Here is a 21196-nt window from a genome sequence, read left to right on the forward strand (position 1 = left end):
GTTATAAGATATGGATTCTTGAAATATAAATCAATTTATAGGTAAACAATGGTATGATAAAATAATAGAATATAAAAATAATTTGGAAAGGAGGATGAAAATGAGACATATACCAATTGTCCATAGCCAGCTTTCTCCACCGCCAATACGTGACCGATTTGTACAGCGCAGTCATTTGAATAAAAAGCTCATGCAGATACCGAACTACCCGTTAACATTATTGTATGCTGGAGCTGGATATGGCAAAAGCACGGCATTATCTCTCTTTACCAAAAATAGAAATGCAGCTGTCTGTTGGTATTCCATTTCCAAAAATGATGATGATCTCTTTCCATTTCTAACAAAACTCATTAGCTCTATTCGGCAATGCCATCCGCGGTTTGGCAACTCCATCGAAAAGGAATTAATGCGGCTGGATAATTATATGAATACAGAAGAAATTTATTCACTCGCAACGTTCTTTATCAATGAAGTAATTCAGCTTAATGAAGAAATCCTGATAATCTTAGATGATTTTCACCTTGTGATGAATTCGAGTGAAATTGAAAATATGCTCTTGTATGTAGTCGAATATATACCATCAAATTTGCATATGATTGTCTCGAGCCGGAAAAAACCACGTTGGAATATTCTGCCCAAATTAAGGGGACAAGGGGAATTACTAGAGCTAACGCATTTTGACTTTGTTTTGTCGCCTGCTGAAATGTCCTATATTTTAGAGGAAATATACAAGACTGATGTTTTGGAGGAAGAGGTAGCGCAAATTTATCGCGCTACAGAAGGGTGGGCAATCGCATTCAATATGTTAGCCCAACAAATTGCTGAAAATACGTCCATAACTGCGATTTTACAAAATAAAAAGAAATCATTAAAGGACTTGTTTGCTTATTTGGCCTCGGAAGTATTGTCCAAACAGTCGTTAATTACACAGCAGTTTCTCATGCAGTCCAGTATATTTCATGTTTTATCACCTGAGATTTGTGATCACGTCCTTGAAATTAAAGGATCAGAAGAAATTCTAGTTGGACTCGTAGAACAGAATTTGTTTATTGAAGAAGGGGAAGGAAATGTCTATCGTTATCATGCATTGTTTCAAGCTTTTTTAGAAAACTTATTTATGCGTAAATATGAAAACGAATTCAACCTTTTGCATAAACGGGCAGCTAGCTACTATAAGCAAGTAGAGGACTTGGAATCTGCACTATATCACTATAAAAAGATAAATGAATCACAAGCAATTGCTGTCTTATTAAATGAGCATGGCCGTACAATGCTCCAATCTGGTAGATTGCAAGCTTTATATGATTTACTAGTTGAACTTCCTGACAATTATAAAGGGCAGTATCCACTGCTTTATTTTTATCAAGGGGAAATTGAGCGGTACAGATCATTATATGATCAAGCAGAGCACAGCTATAATGCGATAAGTGATGCAATCACAAAAGGTGATAAAGCAAAAGACTATATTATGAGTCTTGCTTTAGAGGGAAAGGCACGTATCTATTTGGACACGATTCAGTCGGACCGGGCAGAGCATTTTGTAAATCAGGCCATTCAATTGCGTGAAAAAGCCTCCGCATCAAAGGAAGAGATGGCACGGCTATATGTATTAATGGCTGAGAATTTATTGAATGCCGGTCAAGCAGTAAAGGCAGAGGTTTGGTATGATCGTGCAAAGCGTCTAAACCTGCCGTTGGAAGAGAGTGAAAGTAATTTACAAGCGAGAATATATTTGAGGACAGGAAGGCTTGCACAAGCGAAGGAGATTTTAATTGCACGTAAACAGCAAAATGCAGGAAGTGAGAAAGAGCATTTGCCACAATCGCATCGAGAAACGGATTTAATTTTATCGATTATTGAAGCTTTTATGGGCAATGAAAAAGCAAGTAAACAATTAGCATCAGATAGCATTCAATTAGGGTTGGCGATTAAATCACCTTTTGTAGAAGCATGTGGCTGGATGCGATTAGGACATGCAGTTCAATTAATCAATCAATATAATCACAAATTAGCAATTCAATGCTACCAAACTTCCCTTGATATAATGGAGAAGATTAATGTATCTCGGGGCAAGGCAGAGCCATATATGGGGCTTTCTATTCTTTATGGGAAGCAGCAAGCATACAGCCTCGCGATGGATAATGCAAAACGAGGATTGCTGGAAACAGAGAAGGTAAATGACCGCTGGCTAAGTGCATTAATTAAGCTAGGAATTGCGATTACAGAAGTGTATCGGATGAATTACGATCAAGCAGTAAAAGCGATTGAAAAAGTAAGAACAGATATGATTGCTTGTGGTGATCGATATGTTATGATGGTTACCTCCTTTTGGTCAGCGTACATCGCATTTGAAAAGGGAGAGGCGGATGGATTTAAAGAAGAAATGATTGCGTTTCTTACAGCGGTTCAAGCTGAAGCATACGACTTTTTTCTGAAAAGAAGAACGACCTTTGGTCCGCTTGATATGCAAAACATGGCACCGATGCTGCTCAAAGCAAAGCAATTAGATATCGAATCTACCATTGTTACACGCATGCTGTCTGATCTTGGACTTGATAAAAATGTTAAAAATCATCCTGGCTATACGTTAGTAATTCAAACGTTAGGTCAATTCAAGCTATGGCTAGGTACAAAGCAAATTGAGTCAAACGATTGGCAACGTGGGAAGTCGAAGGAGTTATTTGAGCTTTTTATAACTAATCGAAATATAAAATTACAAAGAGAAGAGATTTTCCAAAGTCTCTGGCCAGACCAAGATGAAAAAACAGCAACTAAAAACTTTAAAGTAACCCTTAATGCTCTCTTAAAAGTACTAGAGCCACATCGAAAAGCAAGAGAGGATTCCTTCTTTATTATACGAGAAGGAAGCTCCTACGGGATTAATCCTGATGCGGTCTATGAATTAGATACGATCACGTTTGAAGCGCTTATCTTAAAGGGATTAGAAGAAAGTAATCCAAAGCACGCAGCAGAGTTATTAGAAAAAGGGTTAATGGTATATCAAGGTGATTACTTAAAAGACCTTCGATTTATTAGCTGGTGTACCACTGAAAGAGAACGCTTGCGTCAGTTGTTTTTACGTGGTGCAGAAAGGCTAGCGCAGCATTCGGTTCGATTACTAGACTTCCATCGGTGTATAGAATGGTGTGAGAAAATCCTAAGCTTGGACTCCACGTGGGAGGAAGCATATCGCCTAATGATGTATTGCTATTATCAAAATAATAACCGTCCTCAAGCGATTCGATGGTATGAGAAATGCTGTAATGTGCTGCAAGTGGAATTAGGTATCGAGCCAATGCAACAAACAGAAGAAATATATGATTTGATTATGGAATCAGAGGAATTAGACAAATATTGAGGAAGTTCTAAAGTATGTTATATCGAATGAACATCAAGCATCCGATTTCTTGGATGCTTGATTTTTTAAATGAATTTAGTAACTTTTAATATTTAAAATAAAATACACTTGCTAATTTTTAGATAATTATTTATAATCAAAAACTGAGGGGTGATTCATATGTCAGAAATTAAAGCGACACAATTAACTAAAAAGGGAATAAAAACAAGGCAAAAAATATTAGCAACGGCAGAGCAAATCTTTGGTGAAAAAGGATACTTTGAAACATCGATTGCTGAGATCACTGTACGAACAGGGGTAGCACAAGGGACGTTCTACAATTATTTTCCAACGAAAAAGGCGATATTTGATGAGCTGATTTATCAATTAAGTTCGGATTTCCGTTATGCGATTAAAAAGAATATGGATGAGGCTGACACATTTGAAGAAAAACAACGTGCGGGGTATTTTGCCTTTTTTAAATGGGTAATGAACCATCGTAATTTATATAGCATTATACAGCAATCCGTATTAGTTGATAACGAGCTTTATCGATGGTATTACGAAAAAATAGCCGATGGATTTATCAGAGCCATTGAGACAGCGGTTGATAGTGGAGATTGTAAACCGTTAAATCCAGAAACCGTGGCATATTGTTTAATGGGGATTGGACAATTTATTGGAATGCGCTGGGTGCTTTGGGAGGATAAGCTCGTACCAGAGGATGTATTTGATGAAGCAATGGAAATAATCTTTCATGGAATACGTGGCAGGGGGTAGACGAAATGGAGTCAATTGCTAATTGGATTCATAAGCGAGGATTAATCACGCCGAATCGCACCGCATTAATAAGTGAACATAATCAATATACCTACAAATCCCTTTCTACTAAAGTCAAATCGATGGCTGGTTTATTGCAAAACAAGTATCAGCTGGAAAAAGGAGATCGGGTCGCAATTCTTTCGCACAACCGGGAAGAATATATTATTTCTTATTTCGCAATAGCGCAGCTTGGTCTAATTGCAGTTCCTTTAAATATCCGTTTACGAGCTACTGAAATAGCTTTTCAATTAACGGATAGTGGCACAAAAATGATTCTCTTTGAAACAGAGACAGAAGCATTACTTGAGGAAATAAAAGACTTGTTCGTTTTTGAAAACGCTTACTCGTTTGATGAGAGAATAGCAGATACCGAAGAAACAGTAGTGACAGTGGAAGTAGACGCGAGTGTGGATCCGTTTATTATTTGTTACACATCGGGAACAACTGGAAGGCCAAAGGGAGCTGTATTAACACAGGGAAACATGTTTTGGAATGCGGTAAATAATCAATATGCAATAGATATTACTTCAACAGATATTGTTCATGTGCTGCTTCCATTGTTCCATATCGGAGGAATTGGTTTATTTGCTTTTCCAACATTACTTGCAGGTGGATCCATCGTTATTCCCGGTAAATTCAATGCAGAGCTGGCGATTCGTTCCATTGAAACCCATCGTGTAACGATCGTTATGGGAGTCCCTACAATTCATGATGCAATTAGAAAGCATGCCTTATTTGATACAGCCGACTTTTCATCCGTGAGATGGTTTTATAGTGGAGGAGCCCCTTGTTCAGAAGAGATTATCCGCTCATTTATTGATCGTGGTCTTCCGTTTGGCCAAGGAATGGGGATGACAGAAACTGCTCCAACCATCTTTATGTTGTCTAAGGAGGATTACAAGCGAAAGATAGGATCCATTGGAAGGCCAGTCATGTTTTGTGAGATTGCTCTCGTAGATGAAATGGGTCAACCAGTTGATACTGACGAAGTTGGCGAACTGATTATTAAAGGACCAAATGTGATGAAAGAGTATTGGGGGTTGCCTGATAAAACAAAAGAAGCAATACGTGATGGGTGGTTCTATTCAGGTGATTTAATGCGTCAGGATGCGGAAGGCTTTATTTATGTGGCTGGAAGAAAAAAAGATATGATCATTTCTGGCGGGGAAAATATTTATCCATTGCAAGTGGAACAAACCATTTATGAGCTTCAAGCAATCCATGAATGTGCTGTAATTGGGATGGCTGATGATAAATGGGGAGAGGTACCGATTGCATTTATCTCATTAAACGATGGGAAAACCATAAGTAAGACAGAAATTATGGCACACTGCAGAGCGAACTTAGCAACTTATAAAGTACCGAAAGACATTCGGATTATCGAAGAATTACCGAAAAATGCGACTGGAAAAATAGATAAGGGAAAACTTACTCCTTTATTCAATTTCCCAATTTAAATTTATCAAACTAGCCTAAAGGGGGAATTACATTGGATTTTGCAGTTGGTGATGCAGCAGCTTTTTCAAGGACAATAACAGAAACAGATTTTACTATTTTTGCAGGTTTAAGTGGAGACTATAATCCGATACATGTGGATAAGGAGTATGCAAGGGAGACATTTTTTGGAGAACGAATTAGTCATGGGCTACTAACTGCAAGCTTCCTATCGAGATTATTAGGAATGCATTTGCCAGGTCCTGGATCTGTGTATGTATCACAAACCTTAACCTTTAAAAAGCCTGTCTATATTGGCGATACGATTACAGCTAGAGCAGAGGTCATCAAGGTAGAAGATGAAAAAAGGCTGCTAACGTTGGCCACGACCTGTTTAAATCAACATGGAGAAATCGTATTGGATGGCGAAGGGGTTATGAAACTACCAAAAAAGGAGCGTAATCGATGATTGGCATACAAGCAACCAGTATTTATGAACCAGAATTGAAAGAAACTGCAGTAGATTTAGCAGTTAAAACTGGGATACCAGAGCAGGTTATTGTGGAGAAGTTTGGTCTTTATGAAAAACGAATTGCTCCGGATCATTTGCATGCATCCGATTTGGCAATTGCAGCAGGTAAGAAAATTTTAAGGCATATCGATCCGAAAGCAATTGATGTTGTGATTTATTTTGGTAGCCCCTACAAGGACTATCCAATTTGGACAGCGTCCTCTAAAGCACAATATGAGCTTGGAACAACTAGTGCATATGCCTTTGAAATGATGAATGTAAGCTCTTGTTTTCCAATCGCAGTCAAAGTGGCGAAAGACATGATTCGTTCCGATGAAAGTGTTAACCATATTTTACTCGTTGGCGGATCAAAAGAGTCCATGACAATCAATTACGAGAACCCTCGTTCACGGTTTATGTTTAATTTTGCGGATGGTGGGACCGCTGCCTTAGTATCGAGAAATGCGACAAAAAGTGAGATTCTTGCTTCATCGATTATCACGGATGGTTCGTTTAGCGGTGATGTACTTGTTCCAGGAGGAGGGTCTGTCCAGCCTGTTAGTACGGAAGTGGTAGAGAAGAAACTACACTTTCTTGATGTACCCGACCCACTAGGAATGAAAGAGAGGCTTGATCCGGTCTCCATACCGAACTTTACGCGTGTGATCAAACAAGCGGTAGAAAGGAGTGGAGTAAGACTAGATGATTTGAAAATGCTCTTTCCATTGCATACAAAGAAATCCATGTTCCGTGAGATGCTTGAAGGAGTTGGCTTAAAGGAGGATCAAGCTGTTTACTTAACACATCACGGACATATGTCTGCACTTGATCCATGCTATGGGCTTCATCTGGCAGAACGAAACGGATTATTGAAGAACGGGGATATCGCTGTTATTGTTTCCGCCGGAACTGGCTATACGTGGGCTGCTACTGCGATTCGTTGGTTTGGGATGGCTGTGTAAAAGACGTAGGTTTACGCAATGCACTGTAACTTCCTTGTAACTTGAAAATTTTATGATGATTGTAGGTAAAACGATTCTATTCAAAGGGGGCAAAAAGTAATGATAGCTAGGAGATTTGGAGTTGTTTTGATTGCAGTGTTGATCATTGGTGTACTAGCAGCTTGTGGAGATAGTGAAGGGGCATCCAGTGAAACAAAGGATACAGTCAAGGTTGGTGTACTTATTTCAGCAACTGGGGCATTAGAAACATACGGTGGCATGACAGAAAGAGGATTTAAATTAGGAATGGAATATGCTACAGACGGAACGATGGAAGTTGCAGGCAAGAAAATCGAATATATTTTTGAAGATACAGAGACAGACCCGACGATTGCACGGCAAAAGGCATTGAAGCTACTGGAAGATGATGAGGTAGATTTTCTTGTTGGATCATCAAGCTCAGGCGATACGCTAGCTGTAACACCATTAGCAGAAGAATACGAAAAAATCATGATTGTTGAACCAGCTGCAGCTGATAGTATTACAGGCTCTGAGTACAATGATTACGTATTCCGTACGGCAAGAAATTCCTCACAGGATGCCATTGCAGCCGCTGCAGCAGTAGCGGGTGAAGGAGTTAAAATAGCAACGCTTGCACCAGATTACTCCTTTGGTCATGATGGGGCAAAAGCATTTATCGAAGCTGCAGAGGAATTAGGGGCAGAGCTTGTTCATGAGGAATATGCCGATCAAGCAGCAACCGATTTTACAGCGAATATCCAAAAAATAATTGAAAAGAAACCAGATTATCTTTTCGTTGTGTGGTCGGGAGCAAATACACCATGGAATCAAATTGTAGATATGCGTGTGGAAGAGCAAGGAATTAAAGTAACGACAGGTGTTGCCGATAATGCAACATTGCCATCTATGAAGCCTTTAGTAGGGATGGAAGGTTTTACGCTTTATTATCATACATTACCGGATAATGAAGTGAATGACTGGTTAGTTGAAGAGCATAAAAAACAATATGATGGTGAAGCACCAGATCTATTTACAGCTGGAGGTATGAGTTCAGCTCTCGCAATTGTGGAAGCGCTTAAGCAAACGGATGGTGATACAGACGGTGCAACATTAATTGAAGCGATGGAAGGAATGAGCTTTGAAACACCAAAAGGAACAATGACATTCCGTCCAGAAGACCATCAAGCATTGCAGGAAATGTATTCGGTAACATTAGAAGAAAGTGATGAATTTGATTATCCAGTTCCAGTATTAAAACGTGTTCTAACACCGGAAGAAACAGCACCACCAATTATGAATGAGTAGTTGTAAAACGCGTTACAGGCAAGATAAATTGCTAGAGTATTATACAGAAAATAGGACAAATCTTTCATATCCTTACCTAAAGGGATTTGTCTAAGGATAAGAATGTATAAAATTAGGCGCAATCATGCTGATTTATCATAATTTACCACGTCTGGCTCCAGCGCCCTAAATGGGCGCTCCTTGAGCCTTTGTAATACATCATGCTGTAGGGGAGGAAGGAAATTGGCAGCAATTTTGGAAACAAAGGATTTATCGATAGCATTCGGTGGGCATGTAGCAGTAGATCGTGTTTCTGTACAAATTACCGAGAAAAAGTTCACCTCGATTATCGGGCCTAATGGTGCAGGAAAAACCACCTTTTTTAACCTGCTTAGCGGACAGCTCTCACCCACAAATGGTTCCATCTATTTTAAAAATCATGACATAACAAAGCTTTCTACAACCGAACGTACACGTATGGGAATTGGAAGGTCGTTTCAGATTACGAATGTTTTTCCAAAACTAACCGTCTTAGAAAATGTCCGTTTAGCGGTTCAATCACAAGCGAAGGTTCGATATCATATGCTTTCTCATTATTTACATTATAAGAAATTTGAAGAACGGGCCTATGAGCTACTGGAAGTTGTCTTTTTGAAGGATAAGGCAAAATCGATTGCAGTTAATTTGGCACATGGAGAAAAACGAAAGCTTGAGATTGCTATGTTACTAGCCTTAGATACAGAGATTATGCTGCTGGATGAGCCAACGGCAGGTATGTCTTTAGAGGAAGTCCCGGCAATCATCGATGTAATTAATAAAATTAAACAACAAGGAGAACAGACAATCGTCCTCATCGAGCACAAAATGGATATGATTATGGGATTATCAGATGAAGTGCTCGTTCTATACCACGGAGAATTAATTGCACAAGGTTCACCACATGAAATTGTGGAGAATGAAACGGTTCAATCCGCCTATTTAGGAGGTGGTGTCTAATGGAGAGCTTACTCGAACTAAAACAAGTCGAAGCATTTATTCAGCATTATCATATTTTACATGATATCTCTTTTGAAGTTCCAAAGAGTGAGGTTACTGTTCTATTAGGAAGAAATGGTGCTGGGAAAACAACCACATTGCGTACGATTATGGGATTAAATCAAGTATCTAAAGGGACGGTGCGATTTAAAGGAGAGGAAATTTCAAATCGATCCACACATCAAATTGCAAATAGAGGTATTGGTTACGTACCGGAGGATCAAGGGATTTTTAATGGCCTGACCGTAGGAGAGAATATGCGCGTAGCGATGAAAAAAGAAGACGAAGAAACAACAAAACGGATGGAATGGGTGCTTGAACTGTTTCCGGATTTGAAGAAGTTTTGGAAGAAAGAAGGCGGCCAATTAAGTGGCGGGCAAAAACAAATGCTTGCTATCTCCAGGGCATATGTCAATAGAAATGATCTATTACTGATTGATGAGCCGAGTAAGGGACTCGCACCAATCATCGTTGATAAGGTGACTGAGTCGATTCAGCAAATGAAGGAGCAAACGACAATTGTTTTAGTGGAACAAAACTTTATGATGGCAAGTAATATCGGCGATCATTTTTATATTATTGATGATGGCGCTACGGTCCACCACGGGAAAATGGAAGAATTGAAGGAAGACAAGATAACAATGAAAAAATACCTTGGTATTGCATAGGAGGGATTGGAATGGATTTATTAATAAGCTTAGTAATCAATGGGCTTGCGACGGGCATGCTAATATTCCTCCTTGCAGCCGGATTAACACTTATATTTGGTTTAATGAGCGTGCTGAATTTTGCTCATGGTGGCTTATTTATCTGGGGTGCTTATACAGGTGTTTGGGTTTTTCAAATGAGTAACAGCTTTATCTTAGGAATTATTGCTGCAATCAGTATAGGATTGCTTCTGGGACTCGTAACGGAGAGACTGATTGTTAGGCCAGTATACGGAAATCATATTCAGCAGATATTGATTACGCTCGGATTTATGCTTGTCTTGCAAGAGTTAATTAAAGTGGTATTTGGACCAGATCAAAAAGCAGTTTTTCCACCGGATATTCTTGCAGGAAGCTTTATTGTTGGTGACATTGTCTTAATTAAGTATCGACTGTTTATTATTGCAATCGGCATACTGATCTTTGTTATTTCAACCATTATCTTAAAAAAATCACGAATTGGATTAATTGTACGAGCAGGTGTTATGGATAAGGAAATGATTCAGTCGCTTGGGATCAATATTAAGCTCGTATTTATGCTTGTCTTTATGGTTGGAGCTGGGCTTGCAGGATTAAGTGGCGTGCTTCATTCCGTGTATTCTGGTGTTATTTATGCAGAAATGGGATTGGAATTCTCCATTCTCGCATTTATCGTTGTTGTTATCGGTGGGATGGGCAGCTTCTCTGGCTCTTTATTTGCGGCTATATTAGTTGGCTTAGCACAGGCTTTTATGGCTTATTATGTACCAGCACTTTCCTTGGCGGTGAACATGTTATTAATGACGATTGTACTCATTTTCAGACCACAAGGCTTGTTTCAGGTGAAGGGGTGAGGACGAAGTGAATTTACGTAATGTAGATAAAAGTACCTGGATTTATTTAATTGCTAGTTTGTTATTGTTTATGGTGCCATTTATTCTTACGGGCAGAAGCATGCAATTTATTTTTATCCAAATATTTATTTTTGCGATCTTTGCCATGAGTTATGATATTTTGCTAGGATTTACTGGGATTATTTCATTTGGGCATGTGATGTTTTTCGGAATAGGAGCGTATTCAACGGCAATTACAATGAGTAAGTTTGATTCAACGGTTGGCTCTTTTCTTTTAGGGGTCGTTATAGCCGTGATTCTCGCAGCCATTGTAAGTTTTATCGTCGGTGTTTTAACATTAAGGCTGAAGAGCCACTTTTATGCGATGCTCACATTGGCTCTTGCCGGGCTATTCCTAGTTGCCGCTGAGAAATGGCGCTCCTTAACAGGAGGAAATGATGGATTTACGTTCAGACTTCCAGAGATACTCCGTGATTCACAAAGTATGTATATGTTCTGCTTGCTATCTCTGATTCTAATATTCTTTGGGCTTAGACGATTTACAAAATCTCCATTTGGCAGAGTATTAATGGCCATCCGTGAAAATGAAAATCGTACAGAATCTTTAGGCTATAAAATTGTTCATTATAAGGTGATTGCAAGTATTGTAGCAGGGGTGGTAGCTAGCTTCGCAGGTGTTTTATATGCACTTTCGCTTCGTTTTGTAAATACGGGTGTATTTGCGACCGACCTTACGATTGATGTCCTTTTGATGACAATTATTGGTGGTGTTGGGACATTAGTTGGGCCGATATTGGGTGCCGGTTTAGTTGAATTTGCACATCATTGGTTATCTGGTTTAGCGGATGTACACTGGATATTTGAGCGTTGGATTATCCTGTATGGAACTGTCTATATTCTAGTTGTTATTTTCTTTCCGCTTGGCATTGTTGGGACCATTCAATCGAAGTTTTCAAATCGTCCATTAAAAGGGTTGCGCGATAATCGAAAAGCTAATGAAAATAAGGGGAGGAGGGCTTCGTGACATGCAAATAGGAATGTTAAGTACGGGTGTCTATATTCCAGAAAAAAGAATGACATCAGCTGAAATCGCAACACGAGCAGGACTTCCACTAGAGGTTGTCGAACATAAAATGGGGATAAAAGAAAAGCCGATCCCAGGTGAAGCTGATCATACGGTGGAAATGGGGGTTCGTGCAGCGAGAATTGCAATCCAAAAAGCTGGAATTGATCCGAAGACCGTTGACCTTGTCATCTATATTGGGGAAGAATATAAAGAATACCCCGTTTGGACAGCCGGAATTAAGCTGCAATATGAGATTGGTGCGAGTAATGCATGGGCTTTTGATACAGCATTGCGATGCGGAACGACGGTAATGGCATTAAAAGTTGCTAAAGATATGATGATTGCTGATGATAGTATTCAAACCGTACTGCTCGCAGGAGGCTACCGAAACGGAGATCTGATAAACTATGAGAATCCCAACACAAGGTTTATGTTTAATTTAGGTGCGGGTGGTGGAGCAATCATCCTGCAAAAAGGCTGTGTGAAAAACGAGTTGCTTGGCACGCACATGATTACAGATGGGGCATTTTCCGAAGACGTGATTGTTCCAGCCGGTGGAACAAAAACCCCAATAACAAAAGAATCATTAGAGGAAGGTCTCCATCAATTTGATGTGCCAGATCCACTTGGAATGAAGCAGCGATTAGAAGAAAAATCAATGGTTAATTTTATCGCATGTATCGAGAAAGCATTGCATAAAAGCGGCTATCGTAAAGAAGACATTGACTATGTTGCGATGCTTCATATGAAGCGTTCTGCACATACATATGTCTTAGATCAACTTGAAGTTTCACTGGACAAATCGATTTATTTGGAAAACTACGGTCATATTGGCCAGATGGATCAGATCATTTCATTAGAGCTTGCTGAACAACAGGGAAAGCTAAAAGATGGATCAATCGTTGTCTTCGTGTCTGCAGGAATTGGCTACGCATGGGGTGCGACGGTTTTAAAATGGGGAAGGTAGAGGTGAGTAAAATGATTGATGTGAAAAAGGTTTTACTAGCAAACGGTGAGGAGATTGCTTACCAGGAAAGAGCCGGTGGTGAGGATGTTGTTATACTTGTTCATGGGAATATGACATCTTCGGTCCATTGGGATGTCGTGATTGAAAATTTATCACCTCATTATAAGGTTTATGCCATTGATCAGCGAGGATTTGGAAATTCCAGCTATCATCAACCAATAACACAGATTAAAGATTTTGCGGATGATCTGAAGCTGTTTATAGATGAATTAGGGTTGAAAGATTTTGCACTAGTAGGCTGGTCACTTGGTGGAACGGTTTGTCAGCAATTCTGTGCCGATTATCCAGGTTACTGCAATCGTTTGTTTTTGCTAGCTTCAGGTTCATCCAGGGGTTATGCTTACTATCCAATTGGAGAAGACGGGCTTCCAGATACAATCAACCGCCTTCGTACGATAGAAGAAGTGCGGGAGAGTGATAAGGCGAAAATTGTACAAACAGCGTATGATACGTTAAATTACGATTTTCTAAGGCAAATGTGGGATATGGTTATCTACATTGACAACAAGCCTGATCCGGAACGCTATCAGAAATATTTAGAGGATATGACAACGCAACGCAATTTAGCAGAATGCTATCAAGCATTAAACCTATTTAATATTAGCGATGTTCATAACGGTCTTGTTGCAGGTACGAATCAAGTCAAGGATATTGATATCCCTGTCATGATTGCATGGGGTGAAACAGATATGGTTGTAACAAAGGATATGACAGATGAATTAATTGCGGATTTTGGTGACAAAGCAGTGCATAGGGAGTTAAAGAAATGTGGACATTCTCCTTTAATTGATGATCTTGATCAATTATTAGACGCAATGGAAACGTTCTTCGTTGGATCGACTACGAATAAAGGGGTTTTATAGATGGGGAGACTTGAGGGGAAGGTTGCAATTATAACCGGGTCCGCAAATGGAATCGGACTGGAGGCTGTCAGGGTGTTCGCAAGTGAAGGGGCAAAGGTTGTACTTGCAGATTTTGACCATGAAGTTGGTGAAAAACGTGAGCAGGAGTTAGCTGTTGAAGGGATAGAATGTAAGTTTTTTCCAGTGAACGTATCAGATGCGGATAGTGTGAATTCAATGACTGAACGTGCCAAAAGTGAATTTGGAAAAATTGATATTTTGGTTAATAATGCCGGAATAACAAGAGATGCGATGCTTTCAAAAATGTCAGTAGAACAGTTCCAGCAAGTAATTGAGGTGAATTTAACTGGTGTTTTTAACTGTACGAAGGCAGTTCTTCCAGCGATGATAGAGCAGGGTAAAGGAAAAATTATTAGTACGTCCTCGGTATCTGGCGCATATGGCAATGTTGGACAAACAAATTATGCCGCAGCAAAGGCTGGAGTTATTGGGATGACAAAGACGTGGGCAAAAGAGCTTGGTCGCAAAGGGATTAACGTGAATGCTGTCGTTCCAGGCTTTACAGAAACAAGCATGGTGGAGGCAGTTCCAGACAAAGTCATTGAGCAAATGAAAGCCCAAATTCCACAACAGCGCCTAGGAAGACCAAGAGATATTGCGAATGCATATCTGTTTCTTGCATCAGACGAATCAGATTATGTAAACGGGCATGCATTACATGTTGATGGAGGAATTATGATGTAATTGAAAACAGGTGATTTACAGTCTGATGGGCTGGTAAATCACCTGTTTTTACTTGGGTTTGTAATTCTTGCTCCCTTTATACTAAACGTACTTCATCTTGATCAGTTACTGAATGATCTAGCTTATGCCCCCAATGAGTTACCAACTGGCCAAGAAATCCGTGGTTTTGGGCGCTTATGCCCTTAATGAGTTACCAAATGACCAAGAAATCCGTGGTTTTGGGCGCTTATGCCCCCAATGAGTTACCAACTGGCCAAGAAATCCGTGGTTTTGGGCGCTTATGCCCTTAATGAGTTACCAAATGACCAAGAAATCCGTGGTTTTGGGCGCTTATGCCCTTAATGAGTTACCAACTGGCCAAGAAATCCGTGGTTTTGGGCGCTTATGCCCCCAATGAGTTACCAACTGGCCAAGAAATCCGTGATTTCGGGCGCTTATGCCCTCAATGAGTTACCAACTGGCCAAGAAATCCGTGATTTCGGGCGCTTATGCCCTTAATGAGTTACCAAATGATCTAAATATCCCTCCGTTCGGTAACTCAACGCCCTAAGAGTTATCAAACACGCTAGTGAAGTACCGAGACCCTGGTGTAACTCCCCTGTAACTAGATCGATTTATACTGAACGTAATTACTTAGTTGGGCAAGGGGTGGCGAGGATGCTATATGATATTAATTGGTTTGAGAGCCGTGTGCAGTTAACACCGAAGGATATTGCGATTATTGATTCAGAAACAAAAGAATCATGGACATATGAAGAGTTATATGAGCGTGTAATAAAAGTTTCAAATATTTTTCATACAAAAGGAGTGCGGAAAGGTGACCGAGTTGCTATCTTAGCTCCTAATCATATTAGTTATTTTGATTTTTTCTTTGCTTCCATGAAAATTGGCGCAATCTTCGTCCCGTTAAACTGGAGAGTTGCAAAAGCTGAATTGCATTATTGTATAAATGATTGTGACCCAAAGGTTATAGGGGTGAATCCAGATTTCAAGGCGAATCTAGATGCTGCTGAAACAAATGGAACGTATATTACTATTGATACGAGTAATTATATCGACGATCTATATTATGAACAAGCTACTTTTGATGGAAATCTGCATGAGGAAGATCCACTAGCAATGATCTATACTGGTGGAACTACCGGATGTCCAAAAGGGGTTGTGTTATCCCATAAATCGATTTTATGGAATGCTTTAAATACAATCGTTAGCTGGGGACTAAGTAAAGAGGATACGACGCTTACTTGTTTACCGATGTTTCACACTGGTGGTCTTAATGTATTGTCCTTACCATTATTATTAAGCGGCGGTAAAGTAGTTCTCCTAGCAAATTTTGATGCAAGTCAAGTAATAGAGGAGTTACTCCAGTATAAATGTACAATTGCTATGTTTGTGCCCACAATGTACCACATGATGATTGAAACAAAAACCTTTAAAACAGCAACATTTCCTGATATGAAGGTGTTTGTGTCTGGCGGAGCGCCATGTCCTTATAAAGTTTATGAGGCATTTTCGAAAAAGGGGATTGCTTTTAAAGAAGGGTATGGGTTGACAGAGGCTGGTCCGAATAATTTCTACATCGATCCCAAGGATGCCATGCATAAATTGGGCTCCGTTGGCAAACCAATGCTTTTTAATGATATTAAAATTATGAAAGATGAAGAAGTTATCACAACTGTTGATGAAGTGGGGGAATTATATATTCGTGGAAGTCATGCCTTTACATACTATTGGAATAGACCTGAAGAAACAAAAACAACGTTGATTGATGGGTGGATCCGAACTGGGGACATTGCAAGACAGGATGCAGATGGCTATTTTTATATCGTCGGGAGAAAGAAAGACATGATTATAACAGGAGGAGAAAACGTTTATCCATTAGAAATAGAGCATTGGCTGGAGGCACATCCTGCTATCGATGAAGCAGCAGTAATTGGATTGCCGGATGAAAAGTGGGGAGAGGCTGTTGTGGCATGTATCGTCACGGAGAAGGTATTGACTGTAGAGGAATTGGAAGACTACTGTAAACAGCAGTTAACACGGTATAAGGTTCCGAAACAGTTTTTCTTCTTAACTGAGTTGCCGAAAACCGATGTTGGTAAAGTAAATAAAAAAACGCTAAAGCTCAAGTATAGCAATCATACCGACAGCACAATTTCATAATTAAAATTGTATGTTATAAAACTAGCTATCCCCGTAAATGGAGTCAATGAACCCTATTTTACGGGGATATATTAAAAGCACTGCGAAACTATTCAATAAGCCTTTTTATGTCATGAATATCTTTTATACTTATTTGAGTTTGTAAACTGTTATTTAACAGTATTAACATCTCTTCAACCTGTAGTTGCCCTTTTTTTAATAAAAGAACATAGACTGATCGTTTATCATTTTCATCTGTTTGACGCTGCACTAAAGATTCTCCACGATGCTTTTCCAATCTTGTTACCAACCGAGATAAAGCACTATGACTAAGCCCCACTTTTGGCACCAAATCCAAAAGCTTCATTTTTTTGTTTTCGGATTGGGCAAGAAAATACAAAAGATAAAACTCATTAATCCCTAATTGAAAGTGATCTTGAAGTGTATAATCTATCGCTTTTAAGAGACGATTATGATATTTAGTTAACTTGAGCCACGTATCAAATAATTCATTATCATACATGTTGATATTCCTCTCCGATTTAAATTATTGACTTCATTATATCATATGCTATATTATATGCATGCGCAAACAAATAATAAAGTGTAGATAGGTGGTTAAAGAATCTTTTTATGTTATTTATATGTATGCGCAAGCAAATTAAAGGAGTGGTGCATACATAGAGATATTTCAACCTTATATATTTAAATTTTGGATTCATTAATTACTCTCCATACCTTAGCTAAATAGAACAACTGATGAACACTTTTATTACATTGTAATGAAAAAATAGTTCTAAAAATAATCTTAATCAATAAGGAGTTTTCATAATGAGTAACATGTTTAGTCCCTATTCTATCAAAAACTTAACTATAAAAAATCGTATTGTTATGCCACCGATGTGCCAGTATTCGGTTGATAAAGAAGATGGTGTTCCAAATGATTGGCATTCTGTCCATTACGTTTCAAGAGCTGTTGGGGGAGCCGGATTAATTATCTTGGAAATGACAAGTGTAACCCCCGAGGGACGTATTACAAATCGCGACTTAGGTCTATGGTCAGACGAACAAATTCCACATTATCAACGGCTTGTTAGCCAGATAAAGAAATATGACGCTAAAGTTGGAATTCAAATTGCACATGCGGGTAGAAAAGCAGAAGATGCAAATCAGCCTGTCGGAGCTTCCGATATTCCAGTTGAGGTTCTGCCGGAGGAGACTATAAACGGTGAACTAAAACAACCGAGAGCTTTAACAACCCAAGAAGTTAAGGAAACCATTCAACAGTTTAAAAATGCTGCTGAAAGAGCAGTGAAAGCAGGTTTTGATACCATTGAGTTGCATGGAGCACACGGATATCTTTTACATCAATTTATGTCACCGAGCATTAATAACCGTACGGATGAATATGGAGAAGACTTAGCCTTATTTGGGGAAGAAGTTGTAAAAGCAGTGAAGAGCGTAATACCTTCTGAAATGCCTTTAATTATGCGTTTATCTGCTATTGAGTATATAGATGGAGGTTATAACTTACCGCATGCTATTAATATGGCGAAACGATTTAAAGCAGCAGGTGTCGATGTATTCCATGTTTCAAGTGGTGGTGAGGGACTTCCTGGGAAGTTAAAACCTAAAAACACACCAGGTTATCAAGTACCATTTGCACGTGAATTTAAAAATCAATTAGGTCTCCCAGTTATCGCTGTTGGGAAATTAAGTGATCCTGATCTTGCAGAAGCAACGATTTCTAATGGAGATGCTGAACTGATAGCTATTGCAAGAGGCATGCTCAATGATCCTTACTGGGCATTACACGCAGAAAAAACATTGACCCGTAAAGTTAATCCACCTTTTCAATATTCAAGAGGAATACGATAAAAAGTTTTCCCTAATTAGTGTTGTCCCCAAAGTTAGATTTGGAATCTACTTTGGGGGCTACTATTGTAAAACTAACCAAAAATATTTATGAACCAGCTTCATGACGAACAAAAAATAGGCAGTTAGAGCTTGCGCACTTTATTTTACAAGATTCTAAAGAGTTTCGTATCTACTACTCATAAACCTCTGTCATCCAATCAACAATGCCCATTTGCTTCTGTTCACGCAGTTCTTCCACATTATGATGTCCAATAATGGAACCGGCTTTAATCGCTACGACTTCATCAAGAATATTTTCAACTTCTCTAATTTCATGTGTCGTGATAAGAACAAGCTGCTTTTCAAGATCAATGAAGGAAATCAGCCCTTTCACAATTGAATTGCGGACCATTGGATCAAGTCCGGAGAATGGTTCATCCATCAAGATGACTGGTACATTCCGTGCTAGAGAGAGTACGATTTTTAGTCGACCGCGGTTTCCCTTTGATAAATGTTTTAATTTATCATTTGGATCCAGCTTCATAAATTTCAAAATTTCATAAGCCTTTTCCTTATCGAAATCCTTAAATTGACTAGATTGGAATTCGATTGATCTTTTCACCGTGAAAAATCGATAATACTCATCGAGCTCTGATAAATAGGATACGGAATCCGCAATTTTGCGGGTAACTTTTTCTCCATTCACCCTTACTTCTCCATTTGTTGGGTGATTGAGCCCCGCGATTAGCTTTAGGGTTGTTGATTTGCCACTTCCGTTCTCACCGACTAGACCGATTAATTTCCCCGGTGTCAGCTCTAAATTCACATGGTCTAATGCTTTTTTAGTGCCATATCTTTTTGAGACATTTGTTAATGTAATCATCCCTTTTGCTCTCCCTTCTCATTCAAAAAATCAATTAATCCACGCTCGATTTCCTCGTTCGTATAGCCCATTTCATGCATTCCTTGAAAAAAGGTCGTCATCAATTCTGTTTTCATTTCTTCACGGATGGATTCAAGCACTCCTTCATCTTCTGTTACAAAGGTCCCCTGACCGCGCCTGGACTCTACGATATGCATCGATTCCAGCTCCCGATAAGTGCGTTGTACTGTATTTGGATTAACACTCACTTCAATTCCTGTCTCCCTAACAGAAGGGAGCTTATCACCTGGGGCCAGTTCCCCTCTTATTATTTGTTTTTTCATTCGTTCCGCAAGCTGCTGGTAAATTGGCTGGGATGAATGGAATATGTCTGCCATAACTTACACCTCAACTTTTTTCTCAATAATCCAGCAAGCAGCAATAAACATAATGACTGCAACAACAATATCACGAACAAAATGCCCGATATAGAAGATAGATGATTCGCTCATTGCTTGTGCTTCAAATGCATTCTCTACATAACCAAACTCAAATCCAACGATAATATCATTGACTTGAATACTTCCCCAATTTGTTAATGTTTGCATAAAGGATAGATCCATCAAAGAACCATAGATCCAGGATATGAATAAGAAGAGAATAAACGTTAGGATGAAGCTGATAAAATCATTCATCAGCTGACTAAAGGTCAGGAAAATGGACCAGAAAAATAGGAAGAGAGCTGCGATGAAGAATCCTAATGTAAACACAAAGACAGTAATTGATCCTAACAAATTAAATATTGTTTCCTGATTAAAAAAATCGAAAGTATGAAGGAAAAATTGCGTTGAACCGATAATGAATACGGCAAAGGTAGATACCATAAAAGTGATTCCTGTAACTACTTTTGAAGAAAGCAATCCTGCAATCGACATCGGCGTGTGCAGCCATAAGTGTAATCTCTTTCTTTCAGCGCTCAAGCTGTAATATAAATAAAACGGTAGAAAAAAGATATGAAGTGTTACCACAAACCCTAATGCCACTGATAGCAAGCCTTCTCTGTAACCAGCATAATTACCAGTAAAATATCCACCACTCAAAATACCTAAATATAATATCAAAGCAATGAGAAAAGCTGGAAAACCAAGCTGGAATTCTTTCTTTGTTAACGACAACCATGCATTCATTTTTCATCCTCCTATAACAATGTATTAGTGTACTATTTAAATAGTACACTAATACATTGTTATAGGTCAATAATATTCAGAAACAAATTTAAAATAGGACTGCATTTAGAAGTATGGGTTATTTTGCCGAAATGCTCATTATAAATCAATCTAATTATTACACTGTATAAATTTAAGCGAATTACAACATCTATATCAGTAAAATCCGTACGTTAATTAAATATGACAAAACATCGTATGAAATTCAGTTGATTTTTTAGTTTTGTTTTGTTATGCTTAATCCGACAAATAAATAGAGTTCCTCATATATTTACTGAGAATATGGCTCAGAAGTTTCTACCCAGCACCGTAAATGCTGGACTATGAGGGAAGGTGAATCGTTGTGTAAGAACAATGAAAAGTTTTCACTTGATCGAAGGATTGAAAAGTCTATTCATCTTCTCTCATTTTGAGGGAGACGAATAGACTTTTTTAATTGATTATTTTTTGATGTTTCAACATGACTCCATGATAGAAAGAGGGA

The 21196-nt window shown here is 38.8% G+C and carries 20 protein-coding genes and 1 riboswitch; of the genes, 16 read left to right on the plus strand and 4 right to left on the minus strand.

Annotated elements, in window-relative coordinates; genetic code table 11:
* The first annotated feature begins 100 nt into the window (after positions 1–100).
* From NST46_RS11430 to NST46_RS11500, 15 genes are all read left to right on the plus strand, one after another.
* Positions 101–3358 carry a BTAD domain-containing putative transcriptional regulator gene (locus NST46_RS11430; RefSeq protein WP_341137218.1) on the plus strand — a complete coding sequence of 1086 codons (3258 nt, stop codon included), beginning with the start codon at positions 101–103 and terminating at the stop codon, positions 3356–3358.
* 159 nt (positions 3359–3517) lie between these two features.
* Entirely contained in the window at positions 3518–4117 is a 600-nt protein-coding gene (locus NST46_RS11435; RefSeq protein ID WP_095312566.1) for a TetR/AcrR family transcriptional regulator, read from the plus strand.
* Between the two features lie 5 nt (positions 4118–4122).
* The gene (locus NST46_RS11440; RefSeq protein ID WP_118890107.1) at positions 4123–5616 is read left to right on the plus strand and encodes an AMP-binding protein; all 1494 of its coding nucleotides are present in this window, start codon (positions 4123–4125) and stop codon (positions 5614–5616) included.
* Positions 5617–5648: 32 nt separating this feature from the next.
* Positions 5649–6062, plus strand: a complete 414-nt coding sequence (locus tag NST46_RS11445) for a MaoC family dehydratase (protein WP_095312572.1) — start codon at positions 5649–5651, stop codon at positions 6060–6062.
* Complete coding sequence (locus tag NST46_RS11450) at positions 6059–7066, plus strand: 3-oxoacyl-ACP synthase (protein ID WP_095312575.1); 1008 nt, start codon at positions 6059–6061, stop codon at positions 7064–7066. The genes NST46_RS11445 and NST46_RS11450 overlap by 4 nt, the downstream gene beginning before the upstream one ends.
* A 99-nt stretch (positions 7067–7165) precedes the next feature.
* Complete coding sequence (locus NST46_RS11455; RefSeq protein WP_187393178.1) at positions 7166–8371, plus strand: substrate-binding domain-containing protein; 1206 nt, start codon at positions 7166–7168, stop codon at positions 8369–8371.
* A 222-nt stretch (positions 8372–8593) separates the two neighbouring features.
* The gene (locus NST46_RS11460; protein ID WP_095312578.1) at positions 8594–9346 is read left to right on the plus strand and encodes an ABC transporter ATP-binding protein; all 753 of its coding nucleotides are present in this window, start codon (positions 8594–8596) and stop codon (positions 9344–9346) included.
* Positions 9346–10053 (plus strand): ABC transporter ATP-binding protein, encoded by a 708-nt coding sequence (locus NST46_RS11465; protein ID WP_303447771.1) that lies wholly within the window; start codon positions 9346–9348, stop codon positions 10051–10053. Before NST46_RS11460 ends, NST46_RS11465 begins: the two co-directional genes overlap by 1 nt.
* An 11-nt stretch (positions 10054–10064) precedes the next feature.
* The gene (locus tag NST46_RS11470) at positions 10065–10925 is read left to right on the plus strand and encodes a branched-chain amino acid ABC transporter permease (protein WP_095312585.1); all 861 of its coding nucleotides are present in this window, start codon (positions 10065–10067) and stop codon (positions 10923–10925) included.
* 7 nt (positions 10926–10932) lie between these two features.
* Positions 10933–11949 (plus strand): branched-chain amino acid ABC transporter permease, encoded by a 1017-nt coding sequence (locus NST46_RS11475; protein ID WP_341137219.1) that lies wholly within the window; start codon positions 10933–10935, stop codon positions 11947–11949.
* A 1-nt stretch (position 11950) separates the two neighbouring features.
* Positions 11951–12958, plus strand: coding sequence for a 3-oxoacyl-ACP synthase (locus NST46_RS11480; protein ID WP_341137220.1), 1008 nt, complete (start codon positions 11951–11953; stop codon positions 12956–12958).
* Positions 12946–13881, plus strand: a complete 936-nt coding sequence (gene phaZ / locus NST46_RS11485; RefSeq protein ID WP_341137221.1) for an intracellular short-chain-length polyhydroxyalkanoate depolymerase — start codon at positions 12946–12948, stop codon at positions 13879–13881. The genes NST46_RS11480 and phaZ overlap by 13 nt, the downstream gene beginning before the upstream one ends.
* Complete coding sequence (fabG, locus tag NST46_RS11490) at positions 13882–14625, plus strand: 3-oxoacyl-ACP reductase FabG (protein ID WP_341137222.1); 744 nt, start codon at positions 13882–13884, stop codon at positions 14623–14625.
* A complete protein-coding gene (locus NST46_RS11495; RefSeq protein WP_341137223.1) occupies positions 14626–14811 on the plus strand; it encodes a hypothetical protein in 186 nt (61 codons plus the stop codon).
* 471 nt (positions 14812–15282) lie between these two features.
* On the plus strand, positions 15283–16788 hold the full coding sequence (locus NST46_RS11500; protein WP_341137224.1) for a class I adenylate-forming enzyme family protein: 1506 nt from the start codon (positions 15283–15285) through the stop codon (positions 16786–16788).
* An 88-nt stretch (positions 16789–16876) separates the two neighbouring features.
* Here the strand turns inward: NST46_RS11500 and NST46_RS11505 are convergent, their stop codons facing one another.
* On the minus strand, positions 16877–17290 hold the full coding sequence (locus NST46_RS11505; protein WP_095312602.1) for a MarR family transcriptional regulator: 414 nt from the start codon (positions 17288–17290) through the stop codon (positions 16877–16879).
* 308 nt (positions 17291–17598) lie between these two features.
* Between NST46_RS11505 and NST46_RS11510 the strand changes: the two genes are divergently transcribed.
* Positions 17599–18645 carry an NADH:flavin oxidoreductase/NADH oxidase gene (locus NST46_RS11510; protein ID WP_339317327.1) on the plus strand — a complete coding sequence of 349 codons (1047 nt, stop codon included), beginning with the start codon at positions 17599–17601 and terminating at the stop codon, positions 18643–18645.
* Between the two features lie 172 nt (positions 18646–18817).
* Here the strand turns inward: NST46_RS11510 and NST46_RS11515 are convergent, their stop codons facing one another.
* The 3 genes from NST46_RS11515 to NST46_RS11525 are packed head-to-tail and all read right to left on the minus strand — an operon-like array spanning position 18818 to position 20673.
* On the minus strand, positions 18818–19507 hold the full coding sequence (locus tag NST46_RS11515) for an ABC transporter ATP-binding protein (protein ID WP_095312608.1): 690 nt from the start codon (positions 19505–19507) through the stop codon (positions 18818–18820).
* Positions 19504–19884: a GntR family transcriptional regulator gene (locus tag NST46_RS11520; protein WP_095312611.1), complete on the minus strand. Its 381-nt coding sequence runs from the start codon at positions 19882–19884 to the stop codon at positions 19504–19506. The genes NST46_RS11515 and NST46_RS11520 overlap by 4 nt, the downstream gene beginning before the upstream one ends.
* 3 nt (positions 19885–19887) lie before the next feature.
* Positions 19888–20673 carry a hypothetical protein gene (locus NST46_RS11525; protein ID WP_095312613.1) on the minus strand — a complete coding sequence of 262 codons (786 nt, stop codon included), beginning with the start codon at positions 20671–20673 and terminating at the stop codon, positions 19888–19890.
* Positions 20674–20955: 282 nt separating this feature from the next.
* A riboswitch (purine riboswitch) is annotated at positions 20956–21056 on the plus strand.
* Positions 21057–21196 lie beyond the last annotated feature (140 nt).

It is taken from the genome of Oceanobacillus sp. FSL W7-1309, assembly GCF_038002145.1.
In the GTDB taxonomy this organism is placed as follows: domain Bacteria; phylum Bacillota; class Bacilli; order Bacillales; family Amphibacillaceae; genus Oceanobacillus; species Oceanobacillus profundus.